Below are 18,855 nucleotides of genomic sequence, written 5' to 3'. Positions count from 1 at the left end.
GCCGGACACGACAGGGCGCGGTGGAATAAATGTATGCGGCGGTCGATGACCCGCGCGTCCGCGGACGCCCTCGAGCCGTCGACAGTCCGGTTCGGTCCGAGCCGACCGTGAGGCCGGACGCAACCCACAACCCGCCACTCGCCGAAGGAGTGGTATGTCGACAGCCGCCGACCTCGACGTCACGCTGGTCCGCAACGCCACGCTCCTCGCGACCGTCAACGGGACGACGTTCCTCGTCGACCCGTTGCTCGCACCCGAGGGGGCGCTCCCGCCGATCGACGACACGCCGAACGACCGGAACAACCCGCTCGTCCCGCTGCCCGACGCCGACCTGTCGCACGACGCGGTGGTCGTCACGCACCGGCACCCCGACCACTTCGACGACGCGGCGAGAGAGCGACTCGACGCGGACGTGCCGCTGTTCTGCCAGCCCGCGGAGGCGGAGGCGTTCGCCGAGGACGGGTTCACCGACGTGCGACCCGTCGCGGACGAGGCGGCGTTCGATGGCGTCACGCTCCACCGGACGCCCGGTCGCCACGGGCACGGGAAACTGGCCGAGCAGATGGGGCCGGTCTCCGGGTTCGTCTTCGAGGGCGAAGAGACGCTGTACCTCGCCGGCGACACGGTCTGGTACGAGCCGGTCGCGGAGACGCTCGGGGAGTTCGATCCCGACGCAGTCGTCCTCAACGGGGGTGCGGCCCGGTTCAACCAAGGGGAGCCGATCACGATGGGAGTAGCGGACGTCGCGGCCGTGCGCGAGGCCACCGACGCCGCCGTCGCCGTGGTCCACATGGAGGCGATCAACCACTGTCTACTCTCGCGCGAGGAGCTGCGGGCGGCGACTGAGGACGTGCGCGTGCCGGAGGACGGCGAGCGGATCGAGTTCTGAGGCGGGCGGGGGAACCGTTTGGCCGCTCGTCGGAGACCTCTCTGCGTGAACGAACCACGTGGCGGAACCCGATGCCACGCCCGCTCGGAGGGTCGGCGGTGACACGAGCGCAGCCAGGAGAGCAACTGGTCGGGGCGTACCTTCGCGTCGTCGAAGAGTGCGATCTGGTCACGCACAACCAGCGCTCCATGGAGCGAGGCGACCAGATGGAGCTCGACGTGCTGGGGGTCAAGTCGACCCCCGAGGGACAGCGGATCGTCGCCTGCGAAGTCGTCACGCACCTCGACGGTCAGCTGTACTCCGGGACCCCCTCGACTGACGAGTGGGCCGAGTACGGCAACGCCAGCTACCAGTATAGCCTAGAGCAGATCTCCGAGAAGTTCGAGCGTGTCGTCGGTTACCTCGACGTCGTGTTCGACGACCTCTCGCTGGCTGAAATCCAATTGTAGTCCCCGTACGTCAGCGTGGGACACCAGACCGACGGGCTCGCCGAGGTCGTCGAACGCACCGAGTCGGCTCACGAACCCGCCGTCCGGCTGGTGATCGACGACGACTACACGGACCGAATCGCGGAGCTTCGCGACGCCGCAGGGTCGTCCTCGAAGGACTACAGCGAGACGGGGTTCCGGTACCTACAGACCCTCGAAGGGATGCGATAGCCCCGGCTGAGAGGAGGGAAGACGAGCGGTGAGATGCGAGCCGCGAGAAGGTCCGGGTGCGAGAATCGAACCCGCGTCTCAGCCTCCACAAGGCTGAAGGATAGTCCACTACCCTAACCCGGACACGCGTCGTCAACTACCCCGCTTCGATAAATAACGGTTACGACTCCCGGACGGGCGTGGCATCGAGTGGCGTCCGCAGCGGATCGCCCCGCCCACGGGATACGCCCCGAGGAATTGGTCACCGCGTCGCTTTTGAGGGCTGCGGGCGTACGAACTGCTAACTGTGGCCTTTACCGACAAGATCTACGTGAAGAACCACCGGCAGCTCGCCTCCCAGCTGGAGGCGAACATCCCGAAGGGGGCGTTCGCCGGCGCGACCCTCGACCTGCTGTTCACCGGCGACGGCCTCTCGAAGCTCGACGAGACGAGCCGCGACCGCGTCCTCGACTTCGCCGAGGACTTCCTCGACTGTAACTGCGACGCGAACCCCTACTGCGGCTGTCCCGAGGAGAAGTTCATGCGCTACGTCCTCGAACTGCGCGCCGAGGGGCTCGGCCCGCAGGCCATCGTCGACGTGATGACCGACGACTACATGGTGTACGCGTACACCGGCGACGTGCTCTCCTTCCTCGACGACTCCGTGCGAAAGCTGGAGGCCGTCGAGACCCTCGCGGACGTCGACGGGAACGAGGAGATGTCCGAGCGGGCCCGGAGGGCGAAGCGGGAGCTGTCCGGGTGAGCGTCCGCGCTCGTCGCACGACGCGCGAGTAATTCGACCGACCGTCGCCGTCCGACGACCCGCGGGTCCGCTTCCCGGTGGCGGGGAGCGGCCGAACGGTCTAAGTGCGCGCACGCCCGAATTCGGCTAATGAGTCTTCGGCCCGCGTGGCTAACGTTCAGGCGATACGCGGCGGCGACGACGGGGATGACGCTCGTCCTCTTCTCGCTCGGCGTCTACACCGCGGCGACCGGCTCGGGGCTGGCGTGTCAGGCCCAGTGGCCGCTGTGTTCCGACCAGCTGATCCCGGCGCTCACGATCAACCCCGACTTCATCGAGTGGTTCCACCGGGCGTGGGCGATGGTCACCGGCTTCCTCATCGTTGGGGTCGCCGGGTGGACCTGGCTCGGCTCCGGGTTCGACCGCCGGACTCGACTGGCCGCGACGCTGGCGGTCGCAATCCTCCCGGTACAGATCACGGTCGGCGCGATCACCGTCACCCTCAGCGGCCTCGTCCCCGGCGGGTATACGGTGTCGACCCACGCCGCACACCTGTCCGTGGCGCTGACGATCTTCACGCTGCTGGCGCTCGCGACCATCTGGGGCGGCGGGCGCGGGAACGCGCGGCTGCTCCGCGCGGCCGCGGGCATCGCACTCGCCGGGATCGTCGCCAGCGCGCTCTTCTCGCGGGCGGTCCCGTTCCTCACCTACGCGCCGCCGGCCCAGGCCGCCTTCTACGTCACCGGGCTCGCCGGCCACCTCGGGCTCGTCGCGACGATCGCTTACGCGACGGAGGCGGTCCGGTCGAGTTACGACGGGCTCGGCGCGGGCACCGCGAAGGCCGTCCGCGCGCTCGCGGTCGGGTCGATTGGCGCGCTCGTCGGCACGCTGCTGCTCGGCCGCGACCTCGTGTTGTACACCGCGACGTGGCAGCAGATCAACCTCGTCGCGCTGGGCGTCGCGGTCGCGCTCGCTGCGGGCGCGGCGTGGACGCTCCGCGGGGCAGACGAGGTGCGCGACGGCTCCGTGCCGATCGGCGGCGACTGATCGGGCCGCTCGCCGTCGCGTGGCGGCCGCGATCGAATCGGCGTCTCTCCTGAACGACCCTGTCAGACCCCCGCAGTTCGGCAAATATTGCTACCCCGCGGCCGAAACGTTGAAACCGTGATCAACCGACGGACGGTGTATGGACGAAAACCGTGCTGTGAACCGGCGACAGTACCTGACCGCGGTCGGTGCGAGTGGCCTGGCGGCCACCGCAGGCTGTATCGGCGGCGGCGGGGGCGGCGGCGAGACGATCACCATCGGCTCCGACATCCCGTACGCGCCCTTCGAGTACCGCAACGAAGCGGGCGACCTCATCGGATTCGACGTCGAGATCGCCGAGGCCGTGTTCGGCGAACAGCTCGACATGGACTACGAGTTCCAGGAGACCTCCTTCGACGGGATCATCGCGTCGCTGAACAACGCGAATTTCCGCGTGATCATGAGCGCGATGACGATCAACGAGTCGCGCGCCGAGCGGGTCGACTTCTCGGACCCGTACTTCACCGCGTACCAGACCGTCCTCCTCTTAGAGGGCAGCGACATCGGCTCCCGCGAGGACCTCCAAGGCACGGCCGTTGGCGTCCAGCGCGGGACGACCGGCGAGGCCGCCGCCGAGGACCTCCAGGAGGAGTTCGACGGCGACCTCCAGATCGAGAGCTACGACCAGATTAACGGCGCGTTCGACGCGCTGCTCAACAATCAGGTGGACGCAGTCATCAACGACAACACCGTGAGCGCCTCGTTCGCCGCAGAGAACGAGGAGGTCGTCTTCCTCGAGGGCGACGGCGTCGCGGCCGACCGCGACAACGCGCCGCCGTACCTCACGCTGACCATCGAGGAGTACGGGATCGCGTTCCGGCAGGACGACGACGACTTCCGAGAGGAGGTCAACGGAGCCCTCGCGACGATCCGCGAGAATGGCACGTACGAAGAGATCTACAACGAGTACTTCGACGGCTGAGTCTCCGGACCTCGCCGTTTCTACCTGACATCACATGGCAACACAGACAGAATCGGAGTCGAGCGGCGGCGGCGTACTGATGCGCGACCGGCTGGTGAAGCGGGTCGGCGAGGTGGCCGCCGGGGGGTTCGTGTTGGCCATCGGGGGGCTCTTAGCCTGGATCCTCTCGACGCAGGTCAACTACGACCTGCTCGCCTCGCCGCTCATTGCGCGGCGATTCGCGGAGGCGTTCTTCCTGGTCGTCCAGATCGTCGTGATCTCGAGTCTCCTCTCCGTGTCGCTCGGCGTCCTCGTTGGGCTCGGCCGGATCTCGACGTCGAACGTCACCGGACGGATCGCGAAGGGGTACGTCGAGTTCTTCCGCGGCACGCCCCTCCTGTTCCAGCTGTTCGTCATCTACTTCGGCGTCCCCCGACTCTGGGCGACCGGCGAGTTCCCCTTCTCGGACTGGGCGATCCCGGCCGCGATCATCGGACTCACGCTGAACCACGGGGCGTACGTCGGCGAGGCGATCCGCGGCGGGATCGACGCCGTCCCGAACGGCCAGATGGAGGCGGCGCGGTCGCTCGGGATGTCGCGCGTGATGGCGCTGCGGCAGGTCGTCCTCCCGCAGGCGTGGCGCAACGCGCTCGCGGCCATCGGCAACGACCAGATCATCCTCGTGAAAGACACCTCGCTGCTGACCGTTATCGCCGTCCCGGAGATCATGAGCGTGTTCCGAAATATCAACAGCAACCAACTGGACCCGTGGACCCCGCTCGTGTGGGTGTGCGTGCTCTACCTCGCGATCACGATGTCGATGAGCCAGCTCGTCAACGGACTGGAGCGCCGGTCGGACTGGGGGTCCGACAGCCGCATGTTCGGCCGGCTGTCGGGGCTCGGCTCCGGCGACGACGACGACGGAGGTGAGGAGGCGTGACCGGTCCGCTCGTCGAGTTCGACGGGGTCGACAAGTCGTTCGGCGACACGCAGGTGCTGTACGACGTCGACGTCGACGTCGACGAAGGCGAGGTCGTCGTCGTCATCGGACCGTCCGGGTCCGGGAAATCGACGCTGCTCCGATGTGCGAATCGGTTGGAGGAGATCCAGGGCGGCGACATCCGGCTCGACGGTCAGTCGGTGATCGAGACGGACGTCAACGAGATCCGACAGCAGATCGGGATGGTGTTCCAGTCGTTCAACCTCTTCCCGCACAAGACCGCGCTGGAGAACGTCGCGCTCGCGCCGGAAAAGGTGAAAGGCGAGCCGGAGGGCGAGGCGAAACGGGCGGCGGCCGACCTCCTCGACCGGGTCGGGCTCGCCGATCAGGCCGAGTCGTACCCGGGCGCGCTCTCGGGCGGCCAACAACAGCGCGTCGCCATCGCCCGCGCGCTCGCGATGGAGCCACGGGTGATGCTGTTCGACGAGGTCACGAGCGCCCTGGACCCCGAACTCGTCGGCGAGGTGCTCGACGTGATCGAGGGGCTCGCGGCCGACGGGATGACGATGGTCCTCGTCACCCACGAGATGGGGTTCGCCCGCGAGGTCGGCGACCGCATCGTCCTGATGGCCGACGGCCGGGTCGTCGAGCGGACGGAGACGCGGTCCTTCTTCGACGAGCCGTCGACGAATCGCGGCCAGCAGTTCCTCTCGCGGCTGCTGTAGGGTCGGGCCGCGCTCAGAACTCGGTCACGACCTCGACGCCCCGCACGTCGTACTCATCCATTGCGGCGAGTCGGTCAGAGATCTCCGACAGGGACAGCTCGCGGGCGACCAGCCCGCCGGGGTCGATCCCCGTCGCCTCGATCAGCGCGAACAGATCCGGGTAGCTCGTCGGCGGCATCCCCCGCGACCCGAGGAACGAGATCTCCCACCGGGTCATCCAGTCGGTCGGGAGCGACACCTCGCCGCGTTCGGCGTCAGTCGTGAGCCCGACCTGGACGTGTGTGCCCCGTGGACGCAGCGACCGGACGGAGTTGCGGCAGGTCTCCGCGATCCCGAGGGCGTCGAGCGAGACGTCCGCTCCCCCGTCGGTCAGGTCGCGAACGCGCTCGGGAACGGTTCCGGCCGTCCCGCCGTCCTCGGTCGCCGCGCCCGCGTCGGCCGCGGTCGGGTTCACGGTCTCGGCGGCGCCCAGATCGCGAGCGAGCGAGAGGGCCGCGTCGTCGACGTCGACGGCGATCACGCGCGCCCCGAGCGCCGCGGCGATCTGGACCGCGGAGAGGCCGACGCCCCCGCACCCGTGGACGGCGACGGCGTCGCCGCCGCCGACGGTCGTCCGCTCGGCGAGCGCGTGGTACGCGGTCATGTACCGACAGCCGAGCGCCGCGGCCGCGGTCGCGCCCAGCCACTCGGGGCGCTCGACGAGGTTGTAGTCGGCCGCCGGGACCGCCACGCGCTCCGCGAAGGCGCCCGGGGCGGCGGCCTCGAACCCCAGCGCGCGCCCGTCCTCGCAGACGTTGCCGGCTCCGCGGCGGCAGTGCGGACAGGTGCCGTCGCCGAGCGAGAAAGGGACGACCACGCGGTCGCCGGGGCGGAACCGGTCGACCTCGTCGCCGACGGCGACGACCTCGCCGGCCGGTTCGTGGCCGAGCACTTGGCCGCGCGAGACGCGGTCGTCCGCCCACTCGCCGTGGCCGGACCACGCGTGCCAGTCGCTGCGGCAGACGCCACAGGCGTCGACGCGGACGACGGCACCGTCGGACGCGGGTTCGGGGTCGGGAAGCTCGCGGACCGCAAGCGGCTCGCCGTAGTCTCGCAGGATCGCTGCGCGCATGCGTCGATCCACCGGGGGAACCGACAAAGGTCTCCCGGGAATCTCGACCGTATCCGGATTATTTCGCACTTTTTCGACTTGATCTCAGCGCATGACAAGTGATAGGCGAGTAAGGTTTATCATGTCCCAGTCGACTCGTTGACACGTGTCGCGACCGATGCAACGGCGCCCCGGGATCGCGTATCGACGGCCCGGGGCCGACCCCGCCCGGTTTGTGATCGAGGCCTCCGGGGAGCCGCGGCTGGACGCGCCGGAGCGCCCCGACGGCGGCTGGCTGGACTGCGTGGCCGAGGAGGACCGGGAGCGGCTGCGAGAGGCGCTGCGGAACGGCGGCCCGGTCGACGTCGTGTACCGAGTCGCCGCCGACGGGGAGCCGCAGTGGGTCCACGAGCGCGGGCGGCGGACGGAGAACGGCGACGTGGAGGGGTACCTCTTCCTCGCCGACGAGCGCGTCGAGCGCCGAAGGCGGCTGGAGCGACAGCGGGAACAGCTCGAGGAGTTCGCGAGCGTCGTGAGCCACGACCTCCGGAGCCCGCTCTCCGTGGCGGTCGGCAACGTCGAGTTGGCCGACGAGCTCGGCAACGACGCGTCGTCCGAGCGGCTGGACCGCGCGCTCGACGCGCTCAACCGCATGGACGACCTCATCAGCCACCTCCTGACGCTGGCCCGCGAGGGCAAGACGGTCCAGACCGCCGAGCCGACCGACCTCCGGTCGGTCGTCGATCGCGCGTGGGGGACCGTCGGCGAAGCGTCCGACGCCGCGCTCATCGTCGAGGGGTCCCTCGGGACGGTAACGTGCGACGCCGACAGGCTCCGGCAGGCACTCGAGAACCTCTTTCGGAACGCGATCGAACACGGGACCCCCGACGAGGCCGACCGCGCCGGCGGTGACGAGGCCGACGACCGCGTCGCGCCCGGGACGTTCGCCTCGCGAGAGGGGTCGCAGACCGACGAGGCTTCCGCCGACCCCGACGACGTCGCGGTCTGTATCCGGGTCGGCCGGACGGACGAAGGGCTCTACGTCGCGGACAACGGTCCGGGGATCCCCCCCGAGCAGCGAAACGACGTCTTCGAGCCGGGGCACACGACCGCGCCCGACGGGACGGGCTTCGGGCTCGCCATCGTCGAACGGATCGCGGAGGCGCACGAGTGGACCGTCTCGGTGACGGAAAGTCGCGAGGGCGGCGCGCGGTTCGAGTTCTGCTGCGCGGAGTCGATCGAGGCCGCGGGGGCGAGCGACGGCGGCTCGGGGCCGAGTTCGCCGTGCCTCAGTGGCGGCGGGAACCGGTGACCGACGCCCGCGGTCGGCTCACATGAAGTCCGTGAGCCCGGCCTGATCGTCGTCTTCCTCGTCGTCGGTCGGCTCGTCAGCGGCCGCGCCGTCCGCCGACGCGGGCTGCTCGGTTTCGGCCGCGGTTTCGCCGGCGCCGTCGCCCGCCAACTCGTCGGCCGCGACCGGGTCGACCTCGTCGTCCCCGCGGTCCGCCTGTCCGAGCGCGAACGCGCCGTCTGCGTGCTCCTCGATCAGTTCCTCGCGCCGGGCCTGCGCGTCCTCGACGATGGACGCTACCTTGTTCGTCGACTCGCCGGAACCGGTGACGAAGGCAACGCCTTCCTCGTCGAGGTCGTAGGCCGCCGCCATCGCGACGGTCAGCTCGCGCGGTTTACAGTGATGGGTGACCGCCTGAAGGAACGGCAACACCTCGCGTCTGGCGGTCGCGACGCTACACCCGCTCGCGGCCGCGATCTTCCCGACGACCTCGTCCGCGGTCGCGTCTGAGGACGACCAGAACTGTGGACGGCCGTACCGTGTCCACCCGCCCTTCTCACCGTCGCGGGCGGCCGCGACCCCGGCGGCCGCGTTGTCGGTCGCGTACCGCCAGTAGGAGTAGTTCTGCGTGGCGCGGACGCGGCCGAGCCACACGTCGGCGTTCGCGAGGAAGTCGTACGCGCGGACCGCCTCCGCCGGCTCGTACACGTCGAGGAGGTTGTTCTCGATCCACGCCGTCAGGTCGTCGGGCGTCTCGTCGACGGCGTACGCCGACTGGAGCGCCTCCTCGGCAGACTCCTCTTTCAGCACGGCGTCGAGGAACGGGAAGAGTCCGAGCGCCTTGTCTCGGTCGCCGGTGACGACGTCCGCGACCGTGATCGAGTCGCGACCCTGCGTGGCGGCCTGGAGGTCGTTGATCGCGCCGCGCAGGTCGCCGCGGTTCCCCTCAGCGATCCGCTGGAGGGCATCGGACTCGAACTCGATCCCCTCCTTGCGGCAGACGTCGCGGAGGACGGGAACGATGGAACGCGCGGAGACGTCGCGGAACTCGATCTCTTGGGTCGCGTTCCGGAGCCCGCGCGACATGTCGTAGTAGTCGTTGGCGATGAGCACGATGGGCTGGCCGGACTCCTTGACCAGCTTCGTGATCGCCGAGGCGCCGCCGCGGTCGTAGTTGCCGTGGATGTTGTCGGCCTCGTCCACGATGACGAGCTGCCGCGAGGCGGTGTCGCCGCCCGCCACGCCGCCGCCGGCCGCGCTCCCGCCCAGCGTGGCGTTGCGCGCCGCGCGCCCGGCGAACCGCTCGATGACGTCGGCGGTGCGCTGGTCGGAGGCGTTCAGCTCCACCGTCTCCCACTCCATGTCGTTCGCGAGCGCGTGCGCCGCGCTCGTCTTCCCGACGCCGGGGCTACCGTGGAGGACGACCGCCTCGCGGTGGTCGTCCCATGAGCGGGCCCACTCCGCGAACGCGTCCCGGGCCTTGTCGTTGCCGCGCACCTCCGAGAGCGTGCTCGGGCGGTACTTCTCCGTCCAGTCGGGCATTACCGAAGCAAGGAGCGAGCCGCGTTTAGTGGTTGCGGAGCGGTGGCCGAGCGGGCCGGCGGCGGCGGGGCTCGCCGATCGATTTTCGACTCTGGTATTCGCGTCAGCAAGTACATAAGGGCGGTCCGCGACGTCCCGGCCAACCAGCAGCCGACCGCACGGAGCCTATCCCTCGACGGTGAGTCCGGGCGCTCCGCCTCGCGTTCGTCGGTGACCCGCTGGATTCACTGTATGAAATCACGCACCCACTCCGACGCGGACGACCGCGCGGTGAGTCCCGTTATCGGCGTCATCCTGATGGTCGCGATCACTGTCATCCTCGCCGCCGTCATCGGGACGTTCGTGCTCGGTCTCGGCGACCAGCTTGGCCCCACCGCGCCGCAGGCGACGTTCACCGTCGACGGCAACAACTCGTCGGTTGTCAACGTCACGAAAAACGGCGGGGAGACGCTCGACACGAGCGATCTGACGCTCTCGATCGACGGCACGCGGGCGAGCAGTAGCATCAATGACGGCGACTGGCAGACGGGAGAACGGAAGTCGCTGAACTACAGCAGCATCAGCCCCGCCCCGAGCGGCGAGGCCACCGTCCGGATCGTCCACGACCCGAGCGGGAACTCCATCTTCGAAACCGCGTGGGACTTCAGCTGATCGCGTAGACTCCCCACTGTCGCTCTCGACATCGGTTTTTCGGCGCGCTACGGGAACGGACGGCGTCCGATAGCGGGTCGTCCGCGGTCGAACACCCCCGATCGAGCCGTCGCTCCAGAAGCGAGCCCTTCCGCGGGAACCGATTACGAATCCCCGTCGGAGGGCGGCCGCTCCGAGAGCCGATCGAACCGGTCCTGGGCCGCCTCCGCGCGGCGCTCCGTCCGTTCGGGCTCGTACGTGGCGGAGTCGAGACGTCCGCCGCTGACCGTCACCGAGAGGACCGCGTCCGCGTGGCGTCCGTCCGACGGGAGCTGCGCGGCGTCCACCACCGCGTTCCCCACCTCCTCGCCGTCGCGTTCGAAGAATGCGGTCGCCAGGCCGTCCTCGACGTTGTCGACGACCGCGGTGTACTCGCCGTCGGGGAGGTCGACGTCGGTCACTCGTAGCTCACCTCCAAGACGCGTTCCCCGTCGGCGTCCGAGAGTGTCACCGTGTCGCCGGCGTTGTTCCAGATCGGCGACCCCGACCCCCAATACAGTTCGGTGGTGGTGTCGATCCCGCCCCCCGTCCGGAGCGTCACCGTCGCGCCCGCGTCGAGCGTGAAGCCTGACGGGAACCCGTAGCTCCGGCTCGCCTCGTCCGCGACGGTCCACCCGGACAGGTCGACCGGATCGTCGCCCGCGTTCTCGAAGACGACGTACTCGCCGTTCAGGTTCTCGCCCTCGTCGCCCTCGGCGTCCGCGTTGATCGCCGCGACCTCGATGGTCGCGGTCGGATCGGTCGACGTCGTCTCGTTTTCGTCGTCGCTCTCGTCGGTCTCATCTCCGGAGCTGTCGTCGACCGGATCGCCGCCGAGCCGGTCGCGTTCGACGGCGTCGTCGCCCGCGTCCAGTTCGATCGGCTCGCCGTCGCGGAGCGTTAGCGGGTCCGTGAGCGCGTCGCGCTGCGTCCGCACGGAGACGCCGTTGCCGTCGCTCACGAGGACGATCGACCCGTGCGTGGCGGTCCAGTAGGTCGGGAGCGACCGATCCGCGAACCGCTGGAGCACCTCCTCCGTCGGGTGGCCGTAGCGCGAGTCGTACGCGCTCGAGACGACGATCGCCTCCGGCGCGACCGCGTCGATGAACGAGCCGCTCGACGAGCTCGACGATCCGTGATGGCCGGCCTTCAGCACGGTCGACCGCAGCTCCGACCCGTACGCGTCGACCAGATACGCCTCCTGATCGTCCTCGGCGTCACCGGACAGGAGGAAGCTCGTCTCCCCGTAGGTGAGCTTGAGGACGATGCTGTTCTCGTTGCGGGCTTCGCCCTCGAGGTACGGGTCGGGCGGACCGAGCACGTCGACATCGACCGCGCCGAACTGGATCGCGTCGCCCTCGCGTGTCTCGTACAGCGTCACGTCGTGTTCCTCGACGGCGTCGAGGTACTCGGCGTAGGTCTGCGTGCTGGCGGCGATACCGGGGTCGTAGACGGCACCGACCCCCTCCGCCTCCGTCTGGTAGTGTTCGATGATCGCCGCGTTGCCGCCGATGTGGTCCGCGTCGTTGTGCGAGACGACGAGGTGGTCGATCCGGTCGATCCCGTGCCGCCGGAGGTACGCCAACACGTACTCGCCGTCGTCGTTGTAGTGGCCCGTGTCGACGAGCATCGTCTCTCCGTCCGGCCCGAGGACAAGCGTGCTGACCGACTGCCCGACGTTGATGTAGTGGATCTCGACGGTGTCGTTCGCCGCCTCGACCGTCGCGTCGTCGCCCGCGTCCGGCCCCGTCGGCGCCTGCTCGCCGGGGACCGCGCCGGCGCAGCCCACGAGAAAGACGATCCCCACGACGAGGAGGACGGGGAACGCACCGCCCGTTCGTTTCATGTTTCGTTAACATGTTACGGGGGCAAAGAGGTACGCATCTGTTGGCGATCCACACGTGAACGAATCGGATACGGGCCGCGGGCTCCGTGACAGACGGTAATCGGCGGAAAGGGGGCTCCCGTTTCCCGATTGCCGCCATCGGTCGCACCGATTCTGTCGGAATCCGCCGTGTTTTCAGGCGCGACACGCCAGCGTTCGATCATGACCGCGAACGCGACGGTCGACTTCGATCTGCTGGCGCGGTTGACGGACGCCCCCGGTCCGGCCGGGTACGAGGACCGCGTGCGCGACGTCGTGCGCGACGAACTCCCGCCCGTCGACGCCGTGCGGACGGACGCGATGGGGAACGTCGTCGCGACCGTCCGCGGGAGCGCGGACCCCGACTACGAGGTGCTTGTCGCCGCGCACATGGACGAGATCGGGCTCATCGTGAGCGACGTCGACGACGACGGCTTCCTCTCCGTCGAGTCCCTCGGCGGCTGGAACCCGGACGCGCTCCGCGGGCACCCGGTCACCGTCCACACGCGGGAGGGCGACTACGACGGCGTGATCGGCATCACCGCCGCGCACACCGCCGCCGACGAGGCGCCGGACGACTGGACGCTCGACGACGCGCACGTCTTCACCGGGCTCGACCCCGAGGAGGCGAACCGCCGGTTCGGCGTCGGCGACGTCGTGACCTTCGACAGCGACCTGCGAGAGATCGGCGAGTGCGTCTCCGGTTCCTCACTGGACGACCGCGCGGGCGTGTACGTCATGTTGGAGACCGCGAGACGTGCGGACCCAGACGTGACCGTCCACTACGCCGCGACGGTCCAAGAGGAGGTCGGCCTACGCGGCGCGACCGCCCTGGGAGTGGACGTCGACCCCGACCTCGTGGTCGCGCTCGACGGGACGCTGGAGCAGTCGTATCCGGGGGTCGACCCGTCGAACGCGATCTCGGCGCTCGGCGACGGCGTCGGGATCAAGCGGAAAGACGCGACCGTCATTACGACCCCGAGCGTCGTGGAACGGTTCGAGTCCGTCGCCGAGAGCCGCGACATCCGCTTCCAGCGCGAGGTGTCCTGGAACATCGGGACCGACACCGGTGGGCTCCAGACCACCGGCGGCGCGCGGCCGGTCGGAGCGCTCTCGATCCCCGTTCGCTACCATCACTCCGCCGTCGAAACGGCGAACGTGAACGACATCGAGGCCGCCGTCGACCTCCTCACCGCCTTCCTCGACACCGAGAGCGGAACTCTCCGGTGAGCACAGAAGCGACGTGCCGGCGAGCGGAAGGGCCGGAGCGGCGTGCGACACGTCGCCGCCGTCGAAGTCTCGCGGTGTCGGCGGGTCTGCGGCCCGCGACCGACTACGGAGGATACGTCCGTCAGCCGCGATCGTCGGTGGTCTCGCAGGCGTTGGGATTCGTCGTGTACCAGACGGACACGTCACCCGTGCGGGACCGTTGGACGCCTCCGATGTGGACGTTCAGTCCGAGACACGACGCGTGCACCTCGCCGAAGTCGAACGCCTCCCACTCCGAAGTCGGTTGGTCGTCGCGCCACGCATAGAGCAGGCACCCCTCGACCTGGGTCGGGAACCCTTCGAAGGAGCCACTGCCGGCCGCCGCTACGCTCGAGGAATCGTCCGCTTCCGGTTCGGCCGCCGAGACGTCCATCTCCGTCCAGTACAGCGGCTCCTCGTCGTCGAGTATCGCGACCGAGACGGTGTGGGGTCGAAAGTCGAGGTTCTCCACTTCGATCTCGCCGAGCCTGAGGGCAGGGGACGCGCCACGGTCGAGCGTACTACACCCCGCGAGGCCGGCGACGATCGCGCTTCCGCCCGTTTGGAGGGCCTTCCGACGGGTCAGGCGGGCCATAATATTGAATGGATAAACGCGGAGAAAAAGTTCGTGGCTGACGAGGTAGGGCGAGGTAGCCGACGGTGCCTGAAGGTCCTGCGAGGCCCTCTCGGTGACGATTCGTGTCTGTGCGCACGGCCGTATCTACGCGACGAGTAGCCGATTCGTATATGTCCGCACGACCGACGACGAGCTGGTCGTTTTCGGACGGTCCGCGAAAAATTTCGTATGGGACCGCTGAGCGGCCGCTAGACGGGATATAAGCTTCGTTTATCGCTTTGTTTATCATTGTAAATCCTCGAATTGGCTGCGTCGGTTTTCCAGGCGCTTCATGTCCGCACTGAAGTCGTAGTGCTGCCGCACGGTCTCCGGCGTCGCGTCGACGCGCTCCGCCACGTCCTCAACCGAAATCCCCTGCTCCCGCATGTTGTAGATCGTCCCCGTCCGGATGCGGTGGGGCGAGTGGGTCGACGGACAACCGCTCTCGTAGCCGTGTTCCAAGAAATCGTAGTCGTCCGGATCACGGTCGTGGGGACAGTCGCCGATCAGGCAGGGCTGCGTCATCATGTACATCCACCGGCGGACACTCGCATCTGTCGGGCGACCCTGAACCGTCGTGACGAGCGGCTCGCGGTCCGCGTCGTCGGTCTTGTCGATCCGCTTCGTCTCGATGTAGTCGCGGAGTACCTCGACCTCCTCGGCCGTGAGCGAGACGACGCGCTGGCTCTTCAGGTGGTTTTTCAGTCGCGTCCCGGACTCCAGGCGGCTCACCATGTACAGGTGCGGGCCGATCTCATCGGGGAGGTACTCCGTCTCTGTGTAGCCCCACTGATCCGTCTCGTAGGCGTCCTCATCGTCGGGTTTGTAGTATGTGGTGGCCTTTACGAGGACGGTGTTGGATGTACCGCTGTGGGTCCTGCCAGATTTCTTGATCCTCAGAGGGACGTGCTGAACACAGAGCATAGAGTTAGCACCGAACTCGGAGTCGTGAGTCGGGGTTGACGGCAGAGACAGGGAGCGGCCATCGTTCTCGGTTGTTCACAGAGATTATGACTCCCGAATCCAGTTCACCGGATATGTCTCTTAGTACGGATACGCTCCTCTTCAGCATCGTGCTGATGCTGTTTGGCGTTCAGACCGCGTTACCGGTAACCGAAGGCGGGGCAAGCTTCCTGTTCGCCGGACTCGGCCTCGCTGTCCTGGCACTAGTTGGGAGTGTCGTTATGTCCATACGGGACGCAGACACCTGAGCAACGGGTGAGGAGAACGTAGAGCGGTAAGCTACTCTCTTGTGCCGTAGCCCGCGTGAAGGAGCGTCGACGGTTGCCGACTACAGCCTCTGTACTGACCATAGCAAGCCAACCGTGACATCTATTGAGGATTTCAACAGTGCCAGAAATCATACATTTTGGCTGGGTGTGGTCAGTACAGAGCACGTGGATAGCGGCTTTGCTTAGAGCGACACGGCGTCTCTCCTAATCATGGCAATATTTTTAGCCTATCCGGTGGGAAATGGCTCGTGTATGCCTTCTCGCGGGTCAATACTCCTTGAGGAGATGGTATGGCCAGAAGTTGAATCGGCGCTCAAAAACGGCACACGGACCGCGATAGTCTCCGTTGGCTCGATCGAACAGCACGGCCCCCATCTACCGCTGAATATGGACACACTGGATGGTGACGAACTCGCCCGACGTATCGCAGAGACACTGGGAGATGCGCTTGCTGCGCCGACAATTCGGCCCGGCTGCTCGGGTCACCACATGGAGTTCCCTGGGACAATTACAATCCCGCCTGAGACACTGATGGATGTGGTCCGGGGATACTGCCGATCACTCGATGAACACGGCTTCGAGGAGATCGTCTTAGTCCCGACGCACGGCGGAAACTTCGCCCCTGTCAAGACTGTCGCACCCGATATCGGTCGAGAAATTGACGCTACGGTGATTCCACTCGCCGACCTCGATGAACACATGCGATTACTGAACGACGGCCTGAGCGAGGCGGGGATCGATTACGATCAGGATGTGATTCACGCTGGGGCTGCCGAGACAGCGGTGGTGTTAGCGATAAACGAGGATCTCGTCAGAGTGGAGAACATCGCATCTGGTACTGAAGGGCCAATCTCTATGAGCCGGCTTCTCAGTGACGGATTCAAATCAATCACCGAAAACGGTGTACTCGGAGATCCGACTAAAGCGACCGCTGAGGCTGGTGAAACGATTATACAAAAAGTAGTGGACACCTACGTTAATCACATCGAGACCGAACGCCGGTCAGTCTAACCGGTGACCAATATTCAGAATTCGTTCGTCGGAGTCATGTGATAACGGGTTGTTCATCGGTCGGTGTTTAGTGTTGCCACAGTAGCCCGAGATCAGTATAATAGCTCACCCGGATCTGTACTGACGGCTGTTTCACACCAGAAAAACATATTAATTTCGTAGCTCCAAGTGCTGCCAGCCTGAGACTGAAACGATGTCTGGTGAGATTCGGAAGCTACGAGACCTCGGCAACGGAAGCGGCGGGATGGCCATCCCGAAGGAGACACCCCGGAGTTGGGGTCTCATCGACGACGATGATAACGTAGTTGACGCACACCTCCTCGTCTCTCAGTCCGACGAGACGATTACGGTCAAGCCGATCGGGGTCAATACCGGCGATTCCTCAGAGGAATCCCCAGTTCCAAAACGGTCCGGTGGGCGCTCGATCCCCGCTTCGAAGGCAGACCTGTAGCTCTTTTTCATTCGCATACTTGCCTGACGGACTACTGATACAGTAGTTGATCTAAACGGAGCAGGGAGCGGGCGTTATCGATCGCACGTCCGCTCCGGCTGCCACGAGAGCTACGAGAATCTATCCACCGCTTGACCACTCACTCGTCGCCACAAATGCGACCCTCCATCCCGCGGGGGGTGGGGGGCTGGCGTACACGCCCGCGCGCAATCTCCCCATCACCGCGGTTCGCCGAGATTCTTCGCGCTGATTGAAATCAAAATCTCAGCTCTGTTGAAATCGTTAACAGGAGACATGTTCTTGGAGACGTGCTGAATATGGGGCGCGAGTCGGCCACAATTAATACGTATCGGCGACTACGTCTTAGGTCACCGAGGTAGTTCACTCAGGTGGCTACCCAACAGGTATAACGGACCGCCGGAAACGAGAAGCAGCACAGACGCACCACCAGCTAGAAACGAGTACGAACTAGGTGGAATCGAGCCGCGGTTGAGGGTTATAAAAGCAAACACAGCAGCGAAGATGATACCACATTCTACCAGTAGAGTCAGCCACCGTCGCCGTCTCGGTTCGATTGTTCCCACAGCAAACTGTGTACTCATGCCGAGGCAGCCGATAAGCGTCCACCCCAGAGATCGAGGAAATTCAACTTCGCCGACTCGGAGTCGATAAGAGAGTATTGTCACTCCCAGTGCCATCGCAGAAGCGATGGTACCCATGCGGATAGCCCGTCCGCTCGTGAGTGTCTGTGGCTGCTCCTGTCGCCATAGCCACGCAGCGATGAGTGCTACCAGACTGCTCAGGAGCGCCCCAATTATCAGAGCGATGTACTGAACTATACCTGAGATTCCCCATCCAGCCGGCAGAAGGCGGACGATTACCCCAAAACCATATCCGAATACGGTGATCGATAGTACGAACACTGCGATGAGGAGTGTATAGGTACGTCTAAGAACCGCCTGACGTTGTGGCGGAGGGCCAGTTGAGTTCTCCATATCGCGCTCCACGATGCGCGGATATTGCCCGTTGTTAAGTGTCTTGTGAATAAAATGAACATCGTGATACATGTACCCTCTAATATTCAGCACGGCACATCTGTCAGGTCCTAATCAATCATATGAATCTACTTATTTGTAGATCGAGCTGTGTGGAACTTTACGCGAACCCCTTAATCAACTACATCGCAACTGACAGAGTTCTAGTAGTTAGCAACGTCACTGCTGAATACAGAGCGCGAGTCGGTCAGCGCCATCAGCACTGTTTCACGATCAGCTATACTTGTCTCAGCGGCGGGTACGCAAACACCGCAATTTTTGAGTGTTACCGGAGATAAGACACTTGATGCCTTCCATTATCGATGAGACTGTGTTCGACGAGCCTTCCAGAGGGCTTGGACTGGTTTTTCTCTGTGGCGCACTTCTGATAGCCGGGCAGCAAGCGTACTACGTCATTCTAAAAGGGGCAACGCTTTATTATGCCACACTATTTATTGGTGCTGGGATGGCCCTCTCCGGTATTGCCGAGTCCTTGCCGAGGTCTCGACGACGGGCTTCTGGTACTCTGCGACTCACAGCGATCGCTGTACTGGCGAGCATTCTCGTGATCGGCTTTGTCAGGCCCGAACTCCTCTTAGTGTGATTGAGCCGGTCAGGTTGAGTTCACCGCTCTTGTAAGGAGTTCATCCGCACGGAGGATTCATTAGGAGTGACCGAAAAGACAAGAGGTGAAGTTGCTACACGCACCCTCCATATCTCGTACAAGACTACTGACAGACTGTGGAGATCTGGCGTCTGACACCGTCACGCGATTCACTTCAACCTGACACCTCTACTTAACGGCTTACTCCTGTTCTCCACACCGATTCTGTTCCCACTCCTGACGGGCAATACTATAGTGGACAGTATCGTGCGATTCTCCGTC

The 18,855-nt window shown here is 65.8% G+C and carries 21 protein-coding genes and 1 tRNA gene; 15 read left to right on the top strand and 7 right to left on the bottom strand.

Annotated features, from left to right (window positions below; genetic code table 11):
• The first annotated feature begins 154 nt into the window (after positions 1 to 154).
• The 3 genes from ABNG04_RS04190 to ABNG04_RS04180 all read left to right on the top strand — a co-directional run bounded on the left by ABNG04_RS04190 (position 155) and on the right by ABNG04_RS04180 (position 1,548).
• The gene (locus ABNG04_RS04190; RefSeq protein ID WP_371160299.1) at positions 155 to 889 is read left to right on the top strand and encodes an MBL fold metallo-hydrolase; all 735 of its coding nucleotides are present in this window, start codon (positions 155 to 157) and stop codon (positions 887 to 889) included.
• A 98-nt stretch (positions 890 to 987) separates the two neighbouring features.
• Positions 988 to 1,338, top strand: a complete 351-nt coding sequence (locus ABNG04_RS04185; protein WP_371160297.1) for a hypothetical protein — start codon at positions 988 to 990, stop codon at positions 1,336 to 1,338.
• Positions 1,339 to 1,353: 15 nt separating this feature from the next.
• Positions 1,354 to 1,548: a hypothetical protein gene (locus ABNG04_RS04180; protein WP_371160295.1), complete on the top strand. Its 195-nt coding sequence runs from the start codon at positions 1,354 to 1,356 to the stop codon at positions 1,546 to 1,548.
• 50 nt (positions 1,549 to 1,598) lie between these two features.
• Here ABNG04_RS04180 and ABNG04_RS04175 read toward each other — a convergent pair.
• Positions 1,599 to 1,671: transfer RNA gene (locus tag ABNG04_RS04175), tRNA-His, on the bottom strand.
• Positions 1,672 to 1,834: 163 nt separating this feature from the next.
• On the opposite strand from ABNG04_RS04175, the gene ABNG04_RS04170 reads away from it, so the two are divergent.
• The 5 genes from ABNG04_RS04170 (at position 1,835) to ABNG04_RS04150 (ending at position 5,921) form a co-directional block, all read left to right on the top strand.
• Entirely contained in the window at positions 1,835 to 2,290 is a 456-nt protein-coding gene (locus ABNG04_RS04170) for a DUF5814 domain-containing protein (protein WP_371160293.1), read from the top strand.
• Positions 2,291 to 2,419: 129 nt separating this feature from the next.
• Positions 2,420 to 3,316: a COX15/CtaA family protein gene (locus tag ABNG04_RS04165; protein ID WP_371160291.1), complete on the top strand. Its 897-nt coding sequence runs from the start codon at positions 2,420 to 2,422 to the stop codon at positions 3,314 to 3,316.
• Between the two features lie 139 nt (positions 3,317 to 3,455).
• Entirely contained in the window at positions 3,456 to 4,277 is an 822-nt protein-coding gene (locus tag ABNG04_RS04160) for a basic amino acid ABC transporter substrate-binding protein (protein WP_371160289.1), read from the top strand.
• Positions 4,278 to 4,356: 79 nt separating this feature from the next.
• Positions 4,357 to 5,196, top strand: coding sequence for an amino acid ABC transporter permease (locus ABNG04_RS04155; RefSeq protein ID WP_371160755.1), 840 nt, complete (start codon positions 4,357 to 4,359; stop codon positions 5,194 to 5,196).
• Complete coding sequence (locus ABNG04_RS04150) at positions 5,193 to 5,921, top strand: amino acid ABC transporter ATP-binding protein (RefSeq protein WP_371160287.1); 729 nt, start codon at positions 5,193 to 5,195, stop codon at positions 5,919 to 5,921. The genes ABNG04_RS04155 and ABNG04_RS04150 overlap by 4 nt, the downstream gene beginning before the upstream one ends.
• A 13-nt stretch (positions 5,922 to 5,934) precedes the next feature.
• Here ABNG04_RS04150 and ABNG04_RS04145 read toward each other — a convergent pair whose 3' ends face one another.
• Entirely contained in the window at positions 5,935 to 7,032 is a 1,098-nt protein-coding gene (locus ABNG04_RS04145; RefSeq protein ID WP_371160285.1) for a zinc-dependent alcohol dehydrogenase family protein, read from the bottom strand.
• A gap of 145 nt (positions 7,033 to 7,177) precedes the next feature.
• Here ABNG04_RS04145 and ABNG04_RS04140 point away from each other — a divergent pair, with 145 nt between their 5' ends.
• The gene (locus tag ABNG04_RS04140) at positions 7,178 to 8,323 is read left to right on the top strand and encodes a sensor histidine kinase (protein WP_371160283.1); all 1,146 of its coding nucleotides are present in this window, start codon (positions 7,178 to 7,180) and stop codon (positions 8,321 to 8,323) included.
• Positions 8,324 to 8,341: 18 nt separating this feature from the next.
• Here ABNG04_RS04140 and ABNG04_RS04135 read toward each other — a convergent pair whose 3' ends face one another.
• The gene (locus tag ABNG04_RS04135; protein WP_371160281.1) at positions 8,342 to 9,844 is read right to left on the bottom strand and encodes a replication factor C large subunit; all 1,503 of its coding nucleotides are present in this window, start codon (positions 9,842 to 9,844) and stop codon (positions 8,342 to 8,344) included.
• Positions 9,845 to 10,075: 231 nt separating this feature from the next.
• On the opposite strand from ABNG04_RS04135, the gene ABNG04_RS04130 reads away from it, so the two are divergent.
• On the top strand, positions 10,076 to 10,495 hold the full coding sequence (locus tag ABNG04_RS04130; RefSeq protein ID WP_371160279.1) for a type IV pilin domain-containing protein: 420 nt from the start codon (positions 10,076 to 10,078) through the stop codon (positions 10,493 to 10,495).
• A gap of 143 nt (positions 10,496 to 10,638) precedes the next feature.
• Here ABNG04_RS04130 and ABNG04_RS04125 read toward each other — a convergent pair whose 3' ends face one another.
• Positions 10,639 to 10,935, bottom strand: a complete 297-nt coding sequence (locus ABNG04_RS04125) for a DUF3006 domain-containing protein (RefSeq protein WP_371160277.1) — start codon at positions 10,933 to 10,935, stop codon at positions 10,639 to 10,641.
• Positions 10,932 to 12,359, bottom strand: coding sequence for a lamin tail domain-containing protein (locus ABNG04_RS04120; RefSeq protein WP_371160276.1), 1,428 nt, complete (start codon positions 12,357 to 12,359; stop codon positions 10,932 to 10,934). The genes ABNG04_RS04125 and ABNG04_RS04120 overlap by 4 nt, the downstream gene beginning before the upstream one ends.
• A gap of 201 nt (positions 12,360 to 12,560) precedes the next feature.
• On the opposite strand from ABNG04_RS04120, the gene ABNG04_RS04115 reads away from it, so the two are divergent.
• On the top strand, positions 12,561 to 13,607 hold the full coding sequence (locus ABNG04_RS04115; protein ID WP_371160274.1) for a M42 family metallopeptidase: 1,047 nt from the start codon (positions 12,561 to 12,563) through the stop codon (positions 13,605 to 13,607).
• 121 nt (positions 13,608 to 13,728) lie between these two features.
• On the opposite strand, the gene ABNG04_RS04110 is transcribed toward ABNG04_RS04115, so the two are convergent.
• Positions 13,729 to 14,220: a hypothetical protein gene (locus ABNG04_RS04110; protein ID WP_371160272.1), complete on the bottom strand. Its 492-nt coding sequence runs from the start codon at positions 14,218 to 14,220 to the stop codon at positions 13,729 to 13,731.
• Positions 14,221 to 14,487: 267 nt separating this feature from the next.
• A complete protein-coding gene (locus ABNG04_RS04105; RefSeq protein ID WP_371160270.1) occupies positions 14,488 to 15,165 on the bottom strand; it encodes a site-specific integrase in 678 nt (225 codons plus the stop codon).
• 113 nt (positions 15,166 to 15,278) lie between these two features.
• Between ABNG04_RS04105 and ABNG04_RS04100 the strand changes: the two genes are divergently transcribed.
• The 4 genes from ABNG04_RS04100 (at position 15,279) to ABNG04_RS04085 (ending at position 18,573) form a co-directional block, all read left to right on the top strand.
• The gene (locus ABNG04_RS04100; protein WP_371160268.1) at positions 15,279 to 15,452 is read left to right on the top strand and encodes a hypothetical protein; all 174 of its coding nucleotides are present in this window, start codon (positions 15,279 to 15,281) and stop codon (positions 15,450 to 15,452) included.
• A gap of 273 nt (positions 15,453 to 15,725) precedes the next feature.
• On the top strand, positions 15,726 to 16,484 hold the full coding sequence (locus tag ABNG04_RS04095) for a creatininase family protein (RefSeq protein WP_371160266.1): 759 nt from the start codon (positions 15,726 to 15,728) through the stop codon (positions 16,482 to 16,484).
• A 193-nt stretch (positions 16,485 to 16,677) separates the two neighbouring features.
• Positions 16,678 to 16,935, top strand: a complete 258-nt coding sequence (locus tag ABNG04_RS04090; protein ID WP_371160264.1) for a DUF8053 family protein — start codon at positions 16,678 to 16,680, stop codon at positions 16,933 to 16,935.
• Between the two features lie 1,341 nt (positions 16,936 to 18,276).
• The gene (locus ABNG04_RS04085) at positions 18,277 to 18,573 is read left to right on the top strand and encodes a DUF8011 family protein (RefSeq protein ID WP_371160262.1); all 297 of its coding nucleotides are present in this window, start codon (positions 18,277 to 18,279) and stop codon (positions 18,571 to 18,573) included.
• Positions 18,574 to 18,855: the final 282 nt, after the last annotated feature.

This window comes from Halorubrum miltondacostae, from assembly GCF_041379815.1.
In the GTDB taxonomy this organism is placed as follows: Archaea; Halobacteriota; Halobacteria; order Halobacteriales; family Haloferacaceae; genus Halorubrum; species Halorubrum miltondacostae.
Note: the sequence above shows the minus strand (reverse complement) of the source record. Positions and strands in the feature narration are given on the sequence as shown.

What these genes read in the sequence shown, in the direction of transcription:
- ABNG04_RS04155 (WP_371160755.1), top strand. Translation starts at nt 4,357, where the DNA reads ATGCGCGACCGGCTGGTGAAGCGGGTCGGCGAGGTGGCCGCCGGGGGG.
- ABNG04_RS04135 (WP_371160281.1), bottom strand. Translation starts at nt 9,844, where the DNA reads ATGCCCGACTGGACGGAGAAGTACCGCCCGAGCACGCTCTCGGAGGTG.
- ABNG04_RS04165 (WP_371160291.1), top strand. Translation starts at nt 2,420, where the DNA reads ATGAGTCTTCGGCCCGCGTGGCTAACGTTCAGGCGATACGCGGCGGCG.
- ABNG04_RS04190 (WP_371160299.1), top strand. Translation starts at nt 155, where the DNA reads ATGTCGACAGCCGCCGACCTCGACGTCACGCTGGTCCGCAACGCCACG.
- ABNG04_RS04120 (WP_371160276.1), bottom strand. Translation starts at nt 12,359, where the DNA reads ATGAAACGAACGGGCGGTGCGTTCCCCGTCCTCCTCGTCGTGGGGATC.
- ABNG04_RS04115 (WP_371160274.1), top strand. Translation starts at nt 12,561, where the DNA reads ATGACCGCGAACGCGACGGTCGACTTCGATCTGCTGGCGCGGTTGACG.
- ABNG04_RS04145 (WP_371160285.1), bottom strand. Translation starts at nt 7,032, where the DNA reads ATGCGCGCAGCGATCCTGCGAGACTACGGCGAGCCGCTTGCGGTCCGC.
- ABNG04_RS04105 (WP_371160270.1), bottom strand. Translation starts at nt 15,165, where the DNA reads ATGCTCTGTGTTCAGCACGTCCCTCTGAGGATCAAGAAATCTGGCAGG.
- ABNG04_RS04085 (WP_371160262.1), top strand. Translation starts at nt 18,277, where the DNA reads ATGCCTTCCATTATCGATGAGACTGTGTTCGACGAGCCTTCCAGAGGG.
- ABNG04_RS04100 (WP_371160268.1), top strand. Translation starts at nt 15,279, where the DNA reads ATGTCTCTTAGTACGGATACGCTCCTCTTCAGCATCGTGCTGATGCTG.
- ABNG04_RS04090 (WP_371160264.1), top strand. Translation starts at nt 16,678, where the DNA reads ATGTCTGGTGAGATTCGGAAGCTACGAGACCTCGGCAACGGAAGCGGC.
- ABNG04_RS04130 (WP_371160279.1), top strand. Translation starts at nt 10,076, where the DNA reads ATGAAATCACGCACCCACTCCGACGCGGACGACCGCGCGGTGAGTCCC.
- ABNG04_RS04160 (WP_371160289.1), top strand. Translation starts at nt 3,456, where the DNA reads ATGGACGAAAACCGTGCTGTGAACCGGCGACAGTACCTGACCGCGGTC.
- ABNG04_RS04110 (WP_371160272.1), bottom strand. Translation starts at nt 14,220, where the DNA reads ATGGCCCGCCTGACCCGTCGGAAGGCCCTCCAAACGGGCGGAAGCGCG.
- ABNG04_RS04095 (WP_371160266.1), top strand. Translation starts at nt 15,726, where the DNA reads ATGCCTTCTCGCGGGTCAATACTCCTTGAGGAGATGGTATGGCCAGAA.